The organism is Pseudofrankia saprophytica (assembly GCF_000235425.2).
Taxonomy (GTDB): Bacteria; Actinomycetota; Actinomycetes; order Frankiales; family Frankiaceae; genus Pseudofrankia; species Pseudofrankia saprophytica.
This window is the reverse complement of record NZ_KI912266.1, coordinates 806,896-823,904: the sequence shown is the minus strand read 5'-3', so window position 1 is coordinate 823,904 and position 17,009 is coordinate 806,896. Positions and strand designations below refer to the sequence as shown.

Sequence of the window (17,009 nt, the reverse complement as noted above, 5' to 3'; positions counted from 1 at the left end):
TCCGAGACGTCGGCCCGGAAACGCGGGTCGCGTTTCCGGGCCAGACGGCTTCTTCTCGGTTTCTTCAGGGCCCAAGCTCTTGGCGGCCCCGGTTTCTTCGTGGTCTCAGTTCTCCGGGCCGGTCTCGTCCGCGTCGGCGGATTCGGCGAGCCAGGCGTCGACGCGGCGCTGAGCCTCCGCGGGGTCGACGTCCTCGACCCGGGTCATGACGGCCCAGCGGTGGCCCCACGGGTCCAGGAACGCGGCGAAGCGGTCGCCGGTGACGAAGGTCGACGGCTCGCCGTACCCCTTCGCGCCGAGCTGAACGGCCCGGGCATAGGCGGCGTCGACGTCCGGCAGGTAGGCGACGGTGGAACGGCTCACGTCGTCGCCGCCAGACGCCGCGACCAGGTTGTGGTCGGGGGCCGGGTCGGACAGCTGCATCCGGCCGTTGGCGACCTGGAGCTCGCAGTGGGCGACCCTGCCGTCGGGGGTGTCATTGCGGCCGACGACCCGGGCGCCGAGCACCGCCTCATAGAACGCGATCGCCTGCTCGGCACCGTCGACGACGAAGAACGGCGTCAGGGTGCTGTATCCGGCGGGTACCGGGCTCACGGCCGGCGCCGGTCCGGTGGCGGTCGGGGCAGTGGTAGTGGCAGTGGTGTCGCCGAGCTGGCTGGTGTCTGTGGTCATGTCAGTGATCGTGCCTACGCTGGCGGGGTGCGGCCTTGGACGAACGCGACACCACCAGTGGCCTCGGAACCACCAGTGGCCTCGGAAGAACCGGGAGCGCCCCCACCCGGGGTGCCGTCGTCACGGCCGGGCGCCGCCGCGCCGCCCCGGTCACTGCCACCCGAGCTGCCGCGGCCGGCGACGGCGTCGCTCGCCGGCGTGCTGCGTCCCGACGAGGGGCTGCGGCACTTCACCCTGGGCCGTCCGGCGGCGCATCCGGATCTCGGGCTCTGGATCGAGCGGTACTGGACGATCCGCTGGGACCTGCCGCCCGGCACGTCGTATCTCTCATCGGTGCTGAGTCATCCGGCGGTGCACCTGTCGGTGGAGTCCGGCGCCGGCCCGCGGCACGGGTACGCGATGCCGGGGACCCTCGTGCACGGCGTGGTGACCAGGCGCTTCGACATTCTTCTCCACGGCGAGGGCCGGGTCTTTGGGGTGAAGTTCCGCCCGGGCGGCTTCGCCGCGTTCACGGGTGCCGACGTCGCCGCCTACACCGACCGCGCCGTCCCGCTCGCGGACGCCCTCACCGGCTGGATCGGAGCCGACGGCGGCCAGGCCTCCGACGATGCCGACATCGACGATGCCGACGGCGCTGACCGCGGCGACGCCGACGGCGCCGACGGCGGCGGGGTCGACAGGCGCGGGGTCGACGGCGGCGAGGCCGGCGGCGGGCCCGGGCCTCTGGGTGGGAATGCCAGCGATGTCGCCCGGCGGCCCGCGTCGCTGGCGAAGGACGCCCATGACCTGCAGGCTGCGATCCTCGCGGTGGCGCAGGACGAGGAACGAGTCGCCCTGATGGACGAGTTCCTCCTGGCCAGGCGGCCCGCCCCCGACCCGCGATACGAGCAGGTGCTCGCGATCGTCGCCGACATGCTGGCCGACCGCGCGCTCACAGCCGTCCAGGCCGTCGCCGAGCGGCACGACATCGAGCCCCGCACGCTGCAGCGTCTCTTTCGCCGCTATGTTGGCGTCGGCCCGAAGTGGGTGCTGCGCCGCTTCCGCCTGCACGACGCCCAGGCCGCGCTCGACGCCGCGGCGGCGGCCGGAGACCCGGCCGGGATCAACCTCGCGGAGCTGGCCGCCAGCCTCGGCTGGTTCGACCAGGCCCACTTCAACCGCGACTTCCGAGAGATCGTCGGTGTCCCACCCGGCGCCTACGCCGCGTCCGCCGTCACCACGGGCCGCTGAACCGCCCTGATGCATTCGATCGCAGCACGGCAGAGTTACGGTCGCGACGTTCCATGGCTCGTGCCCGGACCGGGAGACCTGCGGCCAACCGTCCACTCGGGACCTGTACGGCTGACAGGAACTTAATAGCTGAAGATTGCCTGAAAGGCCTCGGCGCCGGCTCTGGTTCCCGGGGCGCTCCCAGGAATCTCCCAGGGAATTCCCAGGTTGGGTGGACACGCTTGGCGCCATGAACTCCACGCGGGCCCCAGACGACGGGACTACGGCGACCGAATTGGGTCCCCCTGACTCGACCGGCGCGAGGCCGACGATGTCCGGTCAGCGGCCCGAGTCCGTGCTGACGCTGGAGACATCGCCCGGCCGGGAGTACCGGTTCGGCACCGGCGGCACCGGCGGCGCCGCGGGCCGTCACCGGACGGCGGCCGAGGCCGTAGGCCAGGGTCGTGACCGGGCAGTCGTCCGGTCGTCGCGCCGGGGTACGCGGTGGTCGGCGGGGTGGCGGGGGCGGCTCGCGGTGCGGGCTGGGTTGGTGGCCTGGGGCGTCCTGGTCGTGGCGCTGTGGTGGTTGGACACCTCGGGGAGCAGTGTGCACGGGGGCGCGGCCGTGATGACGGCGTTCGGCCGGGTCTGTGGGCTGCTCGCGGCCTACCTGATGTTGGTCGAGCTGCTGTTGATGGCGCGGGTTCCGGCATTGGAACGGGCTGTCGGCCTGGACCGGCTGGCGGCCTGGCATCGAGGGCTCGGTACCAACGTCGTGTTGCTGATGGTTCTGCATGTCCTGCTGACCGTCTGGGGCTACGCGCTTGCTGACCATAACCAGCCGGTGTCCGAGCTGTTCACGGTGATCACGACGTATCCAGAGATGTGGAAGGCGACGATCGGTGTATTGCTGTTCGTCGCGGTCGGGATGGCCAGCGCCCGTGCGCTGCGCCCGCGGATCTCCTACGAGGCCTGGTACCTCCTGCACCTGACGAGCTACGCAGCCGTACTTCTGGTCTTCGGGCACCAGACGGCGACCGGTGCCGAGTTCGTTGGCCATCCGGTCAACCAGCGCATCTGGCAGGCGATGTACGTGGCCGTTGCCGCCTGCCTCGTCCTATGGCGGCTGGTCCTGCCGCTCGCCGCGATTGTCCGGCATCGGCTGCGGGTGGAGCACGTCGTCGAAGAAGCACCCGGGGTCGTGTCGGTGTGGCTCCGCGGCCGGCAGTTGGATCGGCTCGGTGCGCGATCCGGGCAGTTTTTGCTGTGGCGGTTCCTCGCGCCTGGGCACTGGATCAGCGCTCATCCCTACTCGCTATCCGCCCCGCCCCAATCGAACCGGCTACGTATCACGATCAAGGCAGCCGGCGACCACTCGAGCACGATCGCCCGCCTCCGACCCGGCACGTTCGTCGTCGCCGAGGGCCCGTTCGGGCGGTTCACCGCTCAGCAGGCCACCCGCGGCAAGTCGTTGCTCGTCGCGGGCGGCAGTGGGATCGGGCCGATCCGGGCGCTCGCGGAGGATCTCGCCAGCCGCGGCGACGACGTCATCGTCGTCCATCGGGTGCGCAGAACGCAGGATCTCGCGCTGGGGCGGGAGCTGCGGCGTATCTCGAGCAACCGGCGGCTGCTGGTGCACGGCGTCGTCGGGTCGCGGCGTGAGCTTGGGTATGACCCGATGTCGGCTGACCTGCTTGCCGAGTCGGTGCCGGACGTGATCGAGCGCGACGTCTTCATCTGCGGGCCCGCCGGGCTTACCCACGGGCTCGTCCGATCCCTGCGCGCCCTCGGCCTCGGCGACGACCAGATCCACACCGAGGACTTCTCGCTGCGTTGACCGCTCCGCTGACGCGCGGGACGGAGACCGAAGACCGAAGAATGGAGGTGGCGGTGCCCTCACCGGCCCCTGGGCCGGAAGCAGGCGCCGCGACATGAGATGAACCTCAACGCCGGGAAGGCCTATCGGGCGCGGCTTGGCTTTGCGGGGTTGCTGGGAACCGTCGTTCTCGTCGTCGGCGGCAAGGCCATGGCCACCCAGGGAGACCAACCCGCCGCGCTTGCCCTGCCGAGCACGTCCGAGACCGGCCAGCCCTCCACCGGGTCCGCGAGCAGCGGCGAAGACGAGACGTCGTCCGGCGACGAGGCCTCAGGGAACGACGACGGCGCGGTGACCGCCGCCCCGACCCCATCCGCCGCCACCGGCTCGACCGGTACCAGCGGCGCTGGATCCACCGGTGGTTCCGGCTCGACCGCCTCGGGCGCGTCAGGCTCGGCCGCCTCCAGCGGTACCTCGGGCACGAGGACCGTCACTGGCGACGCGGTGGACACGAGGTATGGGGCAGTACAAGTACAACTCGTCATCAGCGGTAACAAGATCACCGATGTCGTCACTCTCCAGGTGCCGGACCGGGAGCGACGTGATATCGAGATCAACAGTCAGGCCGTGCCGATCCTGCGGCAGGAGGTCCTCACGGTTCAGAGCGCCAAGATCGATGCCGTTTCCGGCGCCTCATACACCAGTAGTGGGTATGCATGGTCCGTGCAGTCCGCGATCGACAAGGCAGGGCTGGGGTGATGGCGGACGAACAGCCGGCCCATGTGCATGTGGAGCCGGTGATGGGGACGGTCGTGAGCATCACCGTCCGGCCGCCGTCGCGAACGGCCGGTCTGAACGCCCCACCAGTGGACGGGGCAGGTCCCGCGGCGCTGGGTTCGGACGCGGCGCTGGGTCTGGACGCGGCGATCGGGGTGGCGGTGGCGGCGCTGCGGCAGACGGATGAGGATTTCAGCACCTTCAAGGCGGGGTCGTGGGTCTCCCTACTGCGGCGCGGCGAGATCGGTCTGGAGGACTGCCCTGGGCATGTTCGGGAGGTCTACCGGCTTGCCGAGGCCTGCCGGGACCGCAGCGGTGGCTGGTTCGATCCAGCGTGGCGTGGCGATGGCACCTTGGATCCGACTGGTCTGGTGAAGGGCTGGGCGGCGGACGTCGCTTCGGCGGCGCTGTCTCTGGCTGGAGTTGCCGATCATTGTGTGAACGCGGCCGGGGATCTGCGGCTGCGCGGTGCGCCGGCGCCGGGGCGGTCGTGGCGGGTGGGGATCTCGGACCCGTTTCACCGGGATCGGGTCGTCGCCGTCGTCGAGGGCACGGATCTGGCTGTGGCCACGTCTGGCATCGCCGAACAGGGTGGCCATGTCGTCGATCCGTGGACGAGAGCGCCCGCGTCGGGTCTTGCCTCCGTCACGGTTGTTGGGCCGGATCTGGCGTTGGCCGATGCCTACGCGACCGCAGGTCTTGCCGCAGGCCGGAACGCGCCGGAACTTTTGAACGACCTCGCCCGGGACGGCTGGGAGTGGCTCACGGTCGACTCGACCGGTGGGGTGGCCTACTCGGCTGGTTTCCGCGGCCAGGCTGGCCGGCCCGGCCAACCGGTCGTGGCGTGCTTCGGCTACGTGGGGCAGGTCGCCGCCGCCACACTTCCATCGGTCCTCGGGCCGGACCTGCCAAGGGTGAGACTGAGTTCGTGATGGCACAGGTAAGTCCATCGGCGGGCGACTCGGCCCGTGCCTCGACAGGTGGCGCGGGCGGCCCGCGGGTCAGGGTCCTCGTCGTCGACGACGAGGAGGCGATCACCGATCTTGTCGCCATGGCGTTGCGGTACGAGGGCTTCGAGATAGCCGCCGTGCACTCGGGCCAGGCCGCGCTGACCCGGGTCGCGCTGGACCCGCCGGATCTGCTCGTGCTCGACGTCATGCTGCCGGACATCGACGGCTTCGCCGTCTGTGAGCGGTTGCGCCACGCCGGGCATGGCATTCCCACGCTGTTCCTCACCGCCCGCGACACCACCGAGGACAAGGTGCACGGGCTGACCCTCGGCGGCGATGACTACGTCACCAAGCCGTTCGCGGTCTCCGAACTGGTGGCCCGGGTCCGCGCGGTCCTGCGGCGCGCCGGTACCGCCGCGCCCGGCGATGACGGGCCCGCGCCGCTGCGCTTCGCCGACCTGGAACTCGACCCACGGACCAGGGAGGTCCGCCGCGCCGGGCGTCTCGTCGAGCTGACCGCCACGGAGTACCGCCTTTTGCACTACCTGCTCACCAATGCCCGCGCCGTCCTGACCCGGGCCCAGATCCTCGACCACGTCTGGGGCCACGACTTCAGTGGGGAAGCCAGCATCCTGGAGACCTACATCAGCTACCTGCGGCGAAAGATCGACGATGTTCAGCCGCCGCTGATTCACACGGTGCGCGGGGTCGGCTACGTGCTGCGCCTACCACGCTGATCCAGGCGGGAGCTGGTATGTCGTTGCGCGCCAGGTTGTTGCTCGCCTTGGTGGGACTGCTCGCGGTCGGCCTGACGCTCGGCGCGGTCGGAACCCACGTCGCCCTGCAGTCCTACCTGATGAGGCGCCTGGACCAGCAGGTGCGTGACGCCCACCCGGTGATGGAGCAGACACTGCTGCGCGCCACTGGCCACGGCGACAACGACGGCGATAACAGCGGTCAAGGTGGCTGGGGTAGCGCCGACGGTGACGATCGGGACCCGCGATTTGGCAGCGCGTTCCTGGTCGGAACCTACGGAGCGCTGTACGACAGCGGCGGCCATCGGCTGCTGGAGTCCAGCCCCGGCCCGAGCGGCGACCGGACGCCGACGGAGCGACCGGTCATCGAGGGCTGGCTGCTCGCCGCCGCCGAGGTTCGCCCAAACCTGGCGACCGCCCCGCTGTGGACCGTGCCGGCCGAGGGACACGACGACCGGTTCCGGATGCTCGCGGAGCGTTTCGACAACGGGGACGTGCTCGTCGTTGCCGTCCCCTACGCGGAGATGGACGCGACCCTCGAGCGCGTGGCCAAGATCGAGATTGTCGCGAGTTCGGTGGTGATGGCCGCGCTGGTAACGCTGGCCTACCTCCTCATCCGGATCGGGCTGCGCCCGCTTACCCGGATCGAGCAGACGGCCGACGAGATCGCCGGGGGTGACCTGGCGAAGCGGGTCGGGGACACAAGTCGGCGTACGGAGGTCGGACGGCTTGGTCTGGCGTTCAACGCCATGCTCACCCAGATAGAGGCGGCCTTCCGCGCCCGAGAGGCCTCCGAACAGCGGTTGCGTCGCTTCGTCGCGGACGCCAGCCACGAACTGCGAACCCCGCTCACCTCGATTCGCGGCTACGCCGAGATGTTCCACCGGGGCGCCGCCGAACGGCCCGAGGACCTGACCATGGTCATGCGCCGTATCGAAGAGGAGTCGACCAGGATGGCCGGCCTGGTGGATGATCTGTTGCTGCTTGCCCGGCTGGACCAGGGGCCGGCGACCGAGCACGAGCCGGTCGATGTCGCTGCCATGGTCCGCGACATCGTGACCGATGCCCGCGTCGTCGCCCCGAACAGGATCATCGAGACTGAGACCCCGCCGTTCCTGGAGATCACCGGCGATGAGAGCCGGCTACGGCAGGCGATCGGGAATCTCGTCCGCAATGCGCTTGTCCATACCCCGCCGGACACTCCGATCGCCGTGACCGTCACCAGCGCCGCGCCGACCGCCGTCACCGCCGCCGCTACGAACCTGCCCAAAGCCGTCAAAGCGGCCGAGATCGGCCCGGACCTGAAGCCAGAGCTGATTGCCAGGCCTGGCCCCTCGATGAGCGCGAATTCTTCGGGCAAGCGAGCCGCGGGGCCAGGGACGTATCTGGCTTCGGACGCGGCCGACGTAGTGATTTCGGTTATCGATCATGGTGCGGGCGTCCCCGAAGACAGCGTCGCCCACATCTTCGAACGCTTCTACCGCGCCGACCCGGGCCGCTCCCGCGACGTCGGCGGCACCGGGCTGGGCCTGTCCATCGTCGCGGCCGTCGCCGCCGCCCATGGTGGTCAGGTCGACTACCAGCCCACCCTCGGTGGCGGTGCGACCTTCCGTCTCACCCTGCCCTGCCGCTGACCTCGGTCATCGGCCGATGGCCCGACGACGGTTACCGCAGGTAGCCATCGTCACCACGAACGCATTGCCTCTCCACCCGTTCGGGTACTCCGCACCGTGACCTGGTGGCTGCGTCCAGTCTCCGCTCGGTGGCGCATGGTGCCGACCGAAGGCCGATCTGCCGGAACGGGGCGTGTGTCCAGGCATCGGTTCCAGAATCACGAGTCATTCGCAGGACTTTCCTAGGGAATTCTCCCGCCGACCAGGCACGCTCTACCCTTATGGACTCCACTCGGGTCCCGGAAGACGGGACCTCGGCGACCGAGCCCGGTCCCGTCGACGAGGGCGGGGTACCGGCGACCATGCCCGGTTACCGCCTCGACCTCGCGTCGGCGGGGGACGGGATGCCGGCGGCCGGGCCCGGGTCTCTCGGCTCGATCGAGGTGCCGGCGACCATGCCCGGCTACCGCCTCGACCTCGCGCCAGTCGAAGACGGGACTCCGGTGACCGAGCCAGGTCCCGTCGGCGGGACCGAGATGCCGGTGACCATGCCCGGCTACCGCCTTGAGCCCGCCGCGGCCGTAGCCGCCGCGGAGCCCGTGGCGGCTACGGCTACGGCTACAGCTATGGCCGCGCCAGCGGCGGCCACGGCGCCCGCCCGTCCGACCACCGGGCAGGCGGTCGGCCGGGCAAGCGGCCGGCCGTCGGGTTCGACGAATTCGACCAGTTCGACGGCATCGCGGTCCGCGCAGCGGCGGGGGCAGCTCGCGGTGCGGGCGGGGCTGGTGGCCTGGGGCGTTCTGGTCGTGGGGCTCTGGTGGTTCGCCACCCCGGGGTCCAGCCTTCACGGCGGCGCGGCGGTGATGACCGCGTTCGGCCGGGTCAGCGGGCTGCTCGCGGCCTACCTGATGCTGGTCGAACTGCTGCTCATGGCCCGGATTCCGGTGCTCGAGCGGGCCGTCGGGCTGGAACGGCTGGCGGCCTGGCACCGGGGGCTGGGCACCAACATCGTGCTGCTGATGGTCTCGCACGTGCTGCTGACGGTCTGGGGCTACGGCCTCGCCGATCATCGACAGCCGGTGTCCGAGCTGTTCACCGTGATCACGACCTATCCGGAGATGTGGAAGGCGACGATCGGCGTCCTGCTGTTCGTCACCGTCGGGGTGACCAGCGCCCGTACGCTGCGCCCGCGGATCTCCTATGAGGTCTGGTACTTCCTGCACCTGGCCGCCTACGCGGCCGTGCTTCTGGTTTATGGGCACCAGGTGTCCACCGGTGCCGAGTTCGTCGGCCATCCGGTCAACCAGCGGCTCTGGCGGGCGATGTACGTGACGGTGTTCGCCTGCCTGGTCATCGGCCGGCTGGTCCTGCCGCTTGTCGCGAATGTCCGGCATCGACTGCGCGTGGAGCGGGTGGTCGAGGAGGCGCCGGGGATCGTCTCCGTGTGGATTCGCGGCCGGAACGTGGACCGGCTCGGGGCGCGGTCCGGCCAGTTCCTGCGGTGGCGGTTCCTCGCCCCGGGGCACTGGCTCAGCGCGCACCCCTACTCGTTGTCCGCGCCGCCTCGGCCGGACCGGCTGCGCATCACCGTCAAGGCCGCGGGCGACCAGTCCAGGGCGATGGCCAGCCTCCGTCCTGGCACGGTCGTCGTCGTCGATGGCCCGTTCGGGCTGTTCACCGCCGAGCGAGCGACCCGCGGCAAGTCGCTGCTCGTCGCCGGCGGCGGCGGGATCGGGCCGATCCGGGCGCTCGCGGAGGAGCTCGCCAACCGCGGCAAGGACGTCGTCGTCATCCACCGGGTGCGCAAGGCAGACGATCTCGCGTTGTGGAGCGAGCTGCGGCGCATCGCGAGCAGACATCGGATGAGGGTCCAGGGCATCGTCGGGTCGCGGCGTGAGCTTGGCCATGACCCGTTGGCGGCCGACGCGCTCGCCGCGGCGGTGCCGGACCTGATCGAGCGCGACGTCTTCATCTGCGGACCCACCGGCATGATCCATACGCTTGTCCGCTCGCTGCAGACTCTCGGCCTCGCCGCCGATCAGATCCACACCGAGGTCTTCTCGCTGCGCGACGCCTACGTCGGCGCGCCGCGGGACGCCGACCGCCCCGACGGCGCCGATGACGCTGGTAGTGCCGATGGCGCCGACAGTGCCAAGAGCGTCGACAGCGCCGACGGACGGCCGGATCCTTCGGATCCTGACAACTCAACCGGTTTCCCCCGCCGCACGCGGCGCGCCGCCCCCGACGAGCGGGACCGGGACGAAGACGTGACCCGAAGGGAGGTGGCGGTGCCGTCGGCCGGCCTCCAGCAGCCGGAAGCGGGCGCCGCGACCTGACATGAACCTCAACGCCGGGAAGGCATATCGGGCCCGGCTGGGCTTCGCCGGACTACTGGGAACCGTCGTCCTCGTCGTGGGCGGCAAGGCCCTGGCCACCCAGGGCGACCAGCCCGCCGCGCTCGTCACGCCGTCCGGCATGCCCGGGGTGGCCGAGACCGGCCGCCCCGCCACCGGACCCGCCACCGGCGGCGCGGACGGGTCGCCGTCCGGCGACGACGAGGGTTCCAGCGCCGGTGACGCCACGGCCTCCGCGAGCCCGACCCCATCGCCCGGCCCCACCGCCAGCTTGGGCCCATCGGTCGCGCCCACCCCGCGGACCGTCGTCGGCGACGCGATCGACACGAAGTACGGACCGGTGCAGGTCCAGATCGTGGTCACCGGCAACAAGATCACGGACGTGGTCGCCCTGGTGCTCCCGAACCGGTTGTGGCGCGACATCCAGATCAACAACGAGGCCGTGCCGATCCTGCGGCAGCGGGTCCTCGACATCCAGAGCGCCAAGATCGACCAGATCTCCGGCGCGTCCTACACCAGCAGCGGGTATGCGTGGTCCGTCCAGTCGGCGATCGACAGGGCGGGCCTCTGACGATGACGGACGGGCGGCCGCTGCGCGTGCACGCGGAGCCGGTGATGGGGACGGTGGTCAGCATTGCCGTCCGGCCGCCGTCGACCGAGGTCACCGTCGAGGTCACGGCCGCGATCGAGGCCGCGGTCGCTGCGCTGCACCGGGCGGACGAGGACTTCAGCACCTTCAAGGCGCAGTCCTGGGTGTCCCGGCTGCGACGCGGCGAGATCGGCCTGGAGGACTGCCCTGCGCACGTTCAGGAGGTCTACCGACTGGCCGAGTCCTGCCGGGACCGCAGCGGCGGCTGGTTCGACCCGGCCTGGCGTGGTGACGGCACGGTCGACCCGACCGGCCTGGTCAAGGGCTGGGCGGCCGACGTCGCCTCCGCGGCGCTGACCGCCGCCGGCCTCGTCGATCACTGCGTGAACGCGGCCGGCGACATGCGCCTGCGCGGCGCGCCGGCCGAGGGGCGGTCCTGGCGGGTCGGGATCGCGGACCCATTCCACCGGGACCGGGTGGTCGCCGTCGTCGAGGGCACGGACCTGGCCGTCGCCACCTCCGGCACCGCCGAGCAGGGCGACCATGTCCGCGACCCGCGGACCGGGACGCCCGCGACCGGTCTCGCCTCCGTGACCGTCGTCGGGCCAGACCTGGCCTTGGCCGACGCCTTCGCCACCGCGGGCCTTGCCGCGGGCGCATGTGCGCCGGACCTCCTGAAGGACCTCGCCAGCGACGGCTGGGAGTGGCTCACCGTGGACTCCGCCGGCCGGCTGGACAGTTCGACCGGGTTTTACGGCGGCCGGTTCGCGTCTTCCGAGGGCTAGAATTCGAGGGCTAGAATTCGAAAGTCGTCCGTCGTCATCGGGATGCCCATCAAGATACGAGGCCCATCAAGATACGAGCAATGTCGCGGGGCGCATTTTACTGGCCGGGGAGTTGAATTGTCAAACGAAGAAGTAGGGCGTGAGCAGGAGTATGTCTCCATGCTCTACGGGCGTCTTGACAACTTCCGGGAACAGGCGTCCGCCCAGCTCGCCGAGGCCCTGCGGGAGCGGCCGGGTGGCAGGCCGCAGGCCCACACCGAACGTCAGGCCACGGCGGCGATGCACACCCGCCAGCTCGCCCGGTTCGACGCCGCCGAGGACGGACTCTGCTTCGGCCGGCTCGACTTCCACGACGGTGAGACCCGCTATGTCGGTCGTCTGGGTATTTTCGACGAGTCCGACGACTACACCCCACTGCTGATCGACTGGCGGGCCCCCGCAGCCCGTCCCTTCTATCTCGCCACCGCCGCCTCTCCGGAAGGGGTCCGTCGGCGCCGGCATATCCGCACGTCGCGCCGCCGGGTGTTCCAGATCGACGACGAGGTGCTCGATCTCGACGCGGCCGCCCCCGACGGCCAGTCCGGGCACGAGACGCTCACCGGCGAGGCGCGGCTGCTCGCCGCGCTGACCGCCGGTCGCACGGGCCGGATGGGCGACATCGTCGAGACGATCCAGGCCGAGCAGGACCGGATCATCCGGGCCGGGCATTCGGGGGTGCTCGTCGTGCAGGGCGGCCCCGGCACGGGCAAGACGGCCGTCGCGCTGCACCGCGCCGCGTACCTGCTCTACACCTACCGTGAGCAGCTGTCGAAGCGTGGCGTACTGGTCATCGGCCCGAACCCGACCTTCCTGCGTTACATATCGCACGTCCTGCCCGCGCTCGGTGAGACCAGCGTGGTGCTGTCCACCGTCGGTGACCTGTTCCCGGGCGTCCGCGCCGGGCGGAGCGAGCCGCGCGCGGTCGCTCAGCTCAAGGGCGACGCCCGGATGGCCGCGCTGATCGAAGCCGCGGTGCGCGACCGGCAGAGCGTGCCCGACGAGGCGCTGGAGATCCCGTTCGAGGACGAGGTCCTGCTGCTCGACCCGGCCACCTGTGAGGCGGCCCGCGACCGGGCTCGGGCCACCCGGCGTCCGCACAACCAGGCCCGCCCGGTGTTCGTCCGCGCTGTCATCGACGCGCTCGCCCAGCAGTACGCCGACCGGCTCGGCGCCGACCCCTACGCCGAGGACCCGCTCGGCGAGGACGACGCGCCGGGCCCCGACACCAACCTGCTCGGTGACGAGATCCTGGACGACATCCGCCGGGAGCTGGGCCAGGACGGCGGGGCGCTCACCGCGCTCGACGACCTGTGGCCGGTCCTCACTCCCCAGTGGCTGCTGACCGACCTGTTCGCCGACGAGGACCTGCTGGCCTCGGCCGGCGAGGAGGCCGGTCTCGCCGACGACGAGCGGCTGCTGCTCTACCGCGCCGATCCGCACGGTGGCCGCGCGGCCGACGGGGTGTGGACCGCGGCGGACGCGCCGTTGCTCGACGAGGCCGCCGAACTGCTGGGCGAGGACGAGACCGAGGCGCTGGTCGCCGCGGAACGCCGCCGCCGCGAGCGGATCGCCTACGCGCAGGGCGTCGTGGACATCCTCACCCGGGACCTGGACGACGACCCGGACGTCCTCATGGTCTCCGACCTGCTGGACGCCGAGCGGCTCGCGGAGCGGCACGAGGACGACGACGACCGTTCGACGGCCGAGCGCGCAGCCGCCGACCGGACCTGGGCCTACGGGCACGTGATCGTGGACGAGGCCCAGGAGCTCTCCCACATGGCCTGGCGCATGGTCATGCGCCGCTGCCCGAGCCGTTCCATGACGCTGGTCGGCGACGTCGCCCAGACCGGCGACCTCGCCGGTGCCTCGTCGTGGCGTCCCGTCCTCGGGCCGCATCTGGGCGACCGCTGGCGGCTGGAACGGCTGACGGTCAACTACCGCACCCCGGCCGAGATCATGTCGGTCGCCGCCAGCGTGCTCGCCTCGATCGACCCGGAGCTGGAACCGCCACGCTCCGTCCGGGAGACCGGCACCTCGCCATGGAGCCTCGCCGTCGAGCCGGACATGCTCGCCGGTGAGCTGGCCGCGGTCACCGCCCGCGAGGCCGCCGACCTGCGCGCGTCCCTTGGCGATGGTCCTGACGGTGGCCGCCTGGCGGTCCTCGTCCCGGCGGATCTGCTCGACGACCTGAGCCGCGAACTCGCGGCGGTCCTTCCCGTCACCACCACCGTCGGCGAGGATCCCGACCTGGCCTCCCCGGTCGCGGTCCTCACCGTCCGCCAGTCCAAGGGCCTCGAGTTCGACACGGTCCTGGTCGTGGACCCGGATCGGATCATCACAGAGTCCCCCCGCGGACTGAACGACCTCTACGTCGCGCTGACCCGAGCGACCCGCTCCCTCGGCGTCCTCCATTCCAACCGGCTTCCAGAGATCCTCAACCACCTGAAGCCCCAGGAAACCGTCCCGGAGCCGGTCACCTATTAGGTACCTCTCGGCGGGGTCAGTCGGGTTGGCTGGCTATTCCGCGAGATCGACGGAGCCGCAGCCGGGCTTGCCGGTGACGCGGTCGCGCTCGACCGGGAGAGTGCCGAGGGCGGCGGGTCCCGCGGACATGGTTCGCAACTGGACGAGACGGTCGCCATCGAACCGGTAATACGCGATGTGCAGGGTGTAGACGTTTGGCTCGCTGCTGGCGCCGGACGCCGTGGCCAACGCGGCCTCGGTCGCGCCCGTGGGCCGGCAGCTCCAGGACGCAACGAACCCGGTCGAACCGCCGGCTGGGAGCGAGGCCTGCGCGCCGTCCAGCGTCATCAGGCGAAGGTGGCCGTCGGTGTACCGGAACACCGTCGTGGCACTGTGGGCGGCACCCTGGTCGGTCCTGACGAACACCTCGCCATGGCCGTCACCATCGGCGTCGACGACACCCAGAACGCGGACGTCGACAAAAGCGGGATCGGCGGAGTCGAAGGGGACGGTGTCGCCGCCTCCGCCCGAATACCGGGCAGAAAGGGTACCTGCCTTGGGGATCGTCAGTTCGTCGGCCTTGCCATCCCCGTCCACGTCGCCGTCATCGGCACCGCGCGACCCGGCCGGCGTGCTCCGAGGCGCCGGGGCGGGACTGTCGGTCGAAGCCGTGGCGGTGGATTCCGAAGCGGTGGATTCCGGGGCGAGCGATGTCGGAGACGAGGATTCCGCGGCGTTCACCGCTGGTGCCGCCGAGCCGGCGGCGCAGGCGACCGTGAGTGTGAGCGTTCCCGCCAGCCCGGCCACGGCGGCCAGCACACGCGCGCGACGAACAGGCACGGCGTTCTCCTCAAAAGTGTTAAAAGAGTGGGTTTTTCGTTGTGGTGGAAACCGTCACAGGGTTGTTGTGCGGGCCGTGCATCGTGGCTGTGAAAGAACGGAATTCCATTCCTCTGGACGCCTGAAAGCACCCGGATCGTCGGGGTGGCCGCGAGCAGGCCTCGGCGGTTTCACCTTCTCGGTATCTCGATTCTGCCACCGCCTCCCGGAGGAGAGGTGGTACGTTTTCACTACTCCGGGTGTCAGGTCTCCGACCCGTCGCCTTACCGTCGAAGGTGTCTGCGATTAGGCCCGCTCGGCCATGGGCTGAGCCGCGCCGGCCAGGCGCTGATGATCATTGCCTGGCTCCGTCGGGGGACCTCTGGTCGCCCAGCCAGGCGCCGGGCCGGACCGGGCGGTCCGTCTGTGATCTTTCGTCCAGGTAAACAGTTGAAGACGATCTCAGGGTTGGGCAATCCGGCGGGGCCGCAGCGTCGAACTACCAGTGACCGCGCCACGAGAGGGCGCGGCCGGCGATGACGCCCCACTCATGACCCGGAGGTTCCGGCCCATGCCCCAACGCGCGGATGACGACGACGGCAGAGCGCTCTATGCCGTCGCGGCGGCGGACTACGGCGCCACCACCACTAGCGGCGGGGCAGCCCCGGAGCAGTTGCTTCAACGCGCAGGCCGGGGCGACAGCGACGCCTTCGCCGCCTTCTACGACCAGCTGTCCCCCCAGGTCTTCGGCCTGGTCAAGCGGGTCGTGCGCGATCCGGCCCAGGCGGAGGAGGTGACCCAGGAGGTCTTCGTCGAGATCTGGCGGCTCGCGAGCCGTTTCGACCCGGCCAAGGGGAGCGCCGCCGGTTGGACCTGCGCGCTCGCGCACCGGCGGGCCGTCGACCGGGTGCGTTCGGCCCAGGCGGCGACCGACCGGGAACGGCGGGTCGGCGCGGTGTGGGCGCCGCGGGACGGTGACGTCGGCTACGACGACGTCACCGAGCAGGTCGAGCTGCGGCTCGAGTACGAGCGGCTTCGCCGCTGTCTGGGCGGTCTCACCGACCTCCAACGTGAATCGATCATGTTGGCCTACTACAACGGCCACACCTACCGGGAAGTCGCGCACCTGCTCTCGACCCCGGTCCCGACCGTGAAGACCCGTATGCGCGACGGCCTGATCCGGCTGCGCGACTGCCTGGGGGTGGGCGCATGACCTCGACGTCGCCGGAGGCACATCTCCTGACCGGCGCCTACGTGCTGGATGCGCTGGACGGCCACGACCGCGCCGACGTCGAGACGCATCTCGACGACTGCCCGACCTGCGCCCGGGAGGTCGTCGAGCTGCGCACCGTCGCGACCATGCTCGGGGAGGCGGTGCCGGAGACGCCGCCGCTGTCCCTGCGGGCGTCGCTGCTCAGCGAGATCAACCAGACCCGCCAGCTGCCGCCCATCGTGCCCGGAGTGCCCGGCGACGACCTGCGCCAGCGGCGCGAGCGCCGCCAGCTGAAGGCGGTCGCGATCGCGGCCGCCGCCGCGGCGGTCGTGGCGCTGGTGGGGCTCGGCGTCGTCGGCGCGGTATCCGTCGACCAGCGCAACCAGCTCGCCGCGGAGCGGTCGCGGGTAGCGGACCTCGACGCGGTCGTGGCCGCCGCCGCGGCCAGCTCGGCGCAGCCGATGACCGGCGGCGGGAGTATCGCGGTGATCCCGTTCGGTGACAAGGCGTACGTCGACGTCCGCGACCTGCCGCCGCTTCCCAACAACCGGGTGTACCAGCTGTGGATGTCGACGCCCGAGGGAGTCAAGTCCGCCGCCATCGTCGAGGGCAACTCCGTCAAGGCAACCCGCCTCCTGCAGCTTGAGAGCAACGTGAAGGCGGTGAAGGTGACCGTCGAACCGAAGGGCGGCTCCAAGCAGCCCACCACCCCCGTCATCGGCACCGCCACCGTTCGCAACTAGCCCGTACTCGCCGATGGCTCCCTCGGGGGGAGCCGTCGGCGGGTTCGTCACCTGTGTTCCGATCGGCGCGTTGGCCCGTCCACAGGTGTTTCACAGGGACGACTCAGGAAGTCCACAGCCGGCGCGTCCACTCTCTGGGTATGGCATGGCGCGAATCGGTTCCGACCACCGTCCTGGGCGCTGGTAGTGGCGCCGCCTCCGAGGCGGAGCCG

General features: G+C 70.9%; 14 protein-coding genes. 12 read left to right on the top strand and 2 right to left on the bottom strand.

Annotated features, from left to right (window positions below; genetic code table 11):
* Positions 1-105: 105 nt before the first annotated feature.
* On the bottom strand, positions 106-672 hold the full coding sequence (locus FRCN3DRAFT_RS0203645) for a VOC family protein (protein ID WP_007508713.1): 567 nt from the start codon (positions 670-672) through the stop codon (positions 106-108).
* A gap of 75 nt (positions 673-747) precedes the next feature.
* Between FRCN3DRAFT_RS0203645 and FRCN3DRAFT_RS55850 the strand changes: the two genes are divergently transcribed.
* The 10 genes from FRCN3DRAFT_RS55850 to FRCN3DRAFT_RS0203595 all read left to right on the top strand — a co-directional run bounded on the left by FRCN3DRAFT_RS55850 (position 748) and on the right by FRCN3DRAFT_RS0203595 (position 14,043).
* On the top strand, positions 748-1,902 hold the full coding sequence (locus tag FRCN3DRAFT_RS55850) for a helix-turn-helix domain-containing protein (RefSeq protein ID WP_007508714.1): 1,155 nt from the start codon (positions 748-750) through the stop codon (positions 1,900-1,902).
* A gap of 310 nt (positions 1,903-2,212) precedes the next feature.
* Positions 2,213-3,718 carry a ferredoxin reductase family protein gene (locus FRCN3DRAFT_RS0203635; RefSeq protein WP_007508716.1) on the top strand — a complete coding sequence of 502 codons (1,506 nt, stop codon included), beginning with the start codon at positions 2,213-2,215 and terminating at the stop codon, positions 3,716-3,718.
* A 99-nt stretch (positions 3,719-3,817) separates the two neighbouring features.
* Positions 3,818-4,456 carry an FMN-binding protein gene (locus tag FRCN3DRAFT_RS0203630; protein WP_007508718.1) on the top strand — a complete coding sequence of 213 codons (639 nt, stop codon included), beginning with the start codon at positions 3,818-3,820 and terminating at the stop codon, positions 4,454-4,456.
* A gap of 179 nt (positions 4,457-4,635) precedes the next feature.
* Positions 4,636-5,406, top strand: a complete 771-nt coding sequence (locus FRCN3DRAFT_RS0203625; RefSeq protein WP_232793906.1) for an FAD:protein FMN transferase — start codon at positions 4,636-4,638, stop codon at positions 5,404-5,406.
* A complete protein-coding gene (locus FRCN3DRAFT_RS0203620) occupies positions 5,406-6,161 on the top strand; it encodes a response regulator transcription factor (RefSeq protein ID WP_007508721.1) in 756 nt (251 codons plus the stop codon). The genes FRCN3DRAFT_RS0203625 and FRCN3DRAFT_RS0203620 overlap by 1 nt, the downstream gene beginning before the upstream one ends.
* 17 nt (positions 6,162-6,178) lie before the next feature.
* A complete protein-coding gene (locus tag FRCN3DRAFT_RS0203615; protein ID WP_007508723.1) occupies positions 6,179-7,813 on the top strand; it encodes a sensor histidine kinase in 1,635 nt (544 codons plus the stop codon).
* A gap of 260 nt (positions 7,814-8,073) precedes the next feature.
* Positions 8,074-10,128: a ferredoxin reductase family protein gene (locus tag FRCN3DRAFT_RS42465; RefSeq protein WP_007508725.1), complete on the top strand. Its 2,055-nt coding sequence runs from the start codon at positions 8,074-8,076 to the stop codon at positions 10,126-10,128.
* A 1-nt stretch (position 10,129) separates the two neighbouring features.
* A complete protein-coding gene (locus FRCN3DRAFT_RS53835) occupies positions 10,130-10,717 on the top strand; it encodes an FMN-binding protein (protein WP_007508727.1) in 588 nt (195 codons plus the stop codon).
* Positions 10,718-10,719: 2 nt separating this feature from the next.
* Entirely contained in the window at positions 10,720-11,520 is an 801-nt protein-coding gene (locus FRCN3DRAFT_RS0203600; protein WP_007508728.1) for an FAD:protein FMN transferase, read from the top strand.
* Between the two features lie 159 nt (positions 11,521-11,679).
* Positions 11,680-14,043: a HelD family protein gene (locus FRCN3DRAFT_RS0203595; RefSeq protein ID WP_007508731.1), complete on the top strand. Its 2,364-nt coding sequence runs from the start codon at positions 11,680-11,682 to the stop codon at positions 14,041-14,043.
* 33 nt (positions 14,044-14,076) lie between these two features.
* On the opposite strand, the gene FRCN3DRAFT_RS55845 is transcribed toward FRCN3DRAFT_RS0203595, so the two are convergent.
* Positions 14,077-14,763 (bottom strand): hypothetical protein, encoded by a 687-nt coding sequence (locus FRCN3DRAFT_RS55845; RefSeq protein ID WP_232793905.1) that lies wholly within the window; start codon positions 14,761-14,763, stop codon positions 14,077-14,079.
* Positions 14,764-15,412: 649 nt separating this feature from the next.
* Here FRCN3DRAFT_RS55845 and sigK point away from each other — a divergent pair.
* A complete protein-coding gene (sigK, locus tag FRCN3DRAFT_RS0203585) occupies positions 15,413-16,054 on the top strand; it encodes an ECF RNA polymerase sigma factor SigK (RefSeq protein ID WP_007508735.1) in 642 nt (213 codons plus the stop codon).
* Positions 16,051-16,797, top strand: a complete 747-nt coding sequence (locus tag FRCN3DRAFT_RS0203580; protein ID WP_007508737.1) for an anti-sigma factor — start codon at positions 16,051-16,053, stop codon at positions 16,795-16,797. The genes sigK and FRCN3DRAFT_RS0203580 overlap by 4 nt, the downstream gene beginning before the upstream one ends.
* Positions 16,798-17,009: the final 212 nt, after the last annotated feature.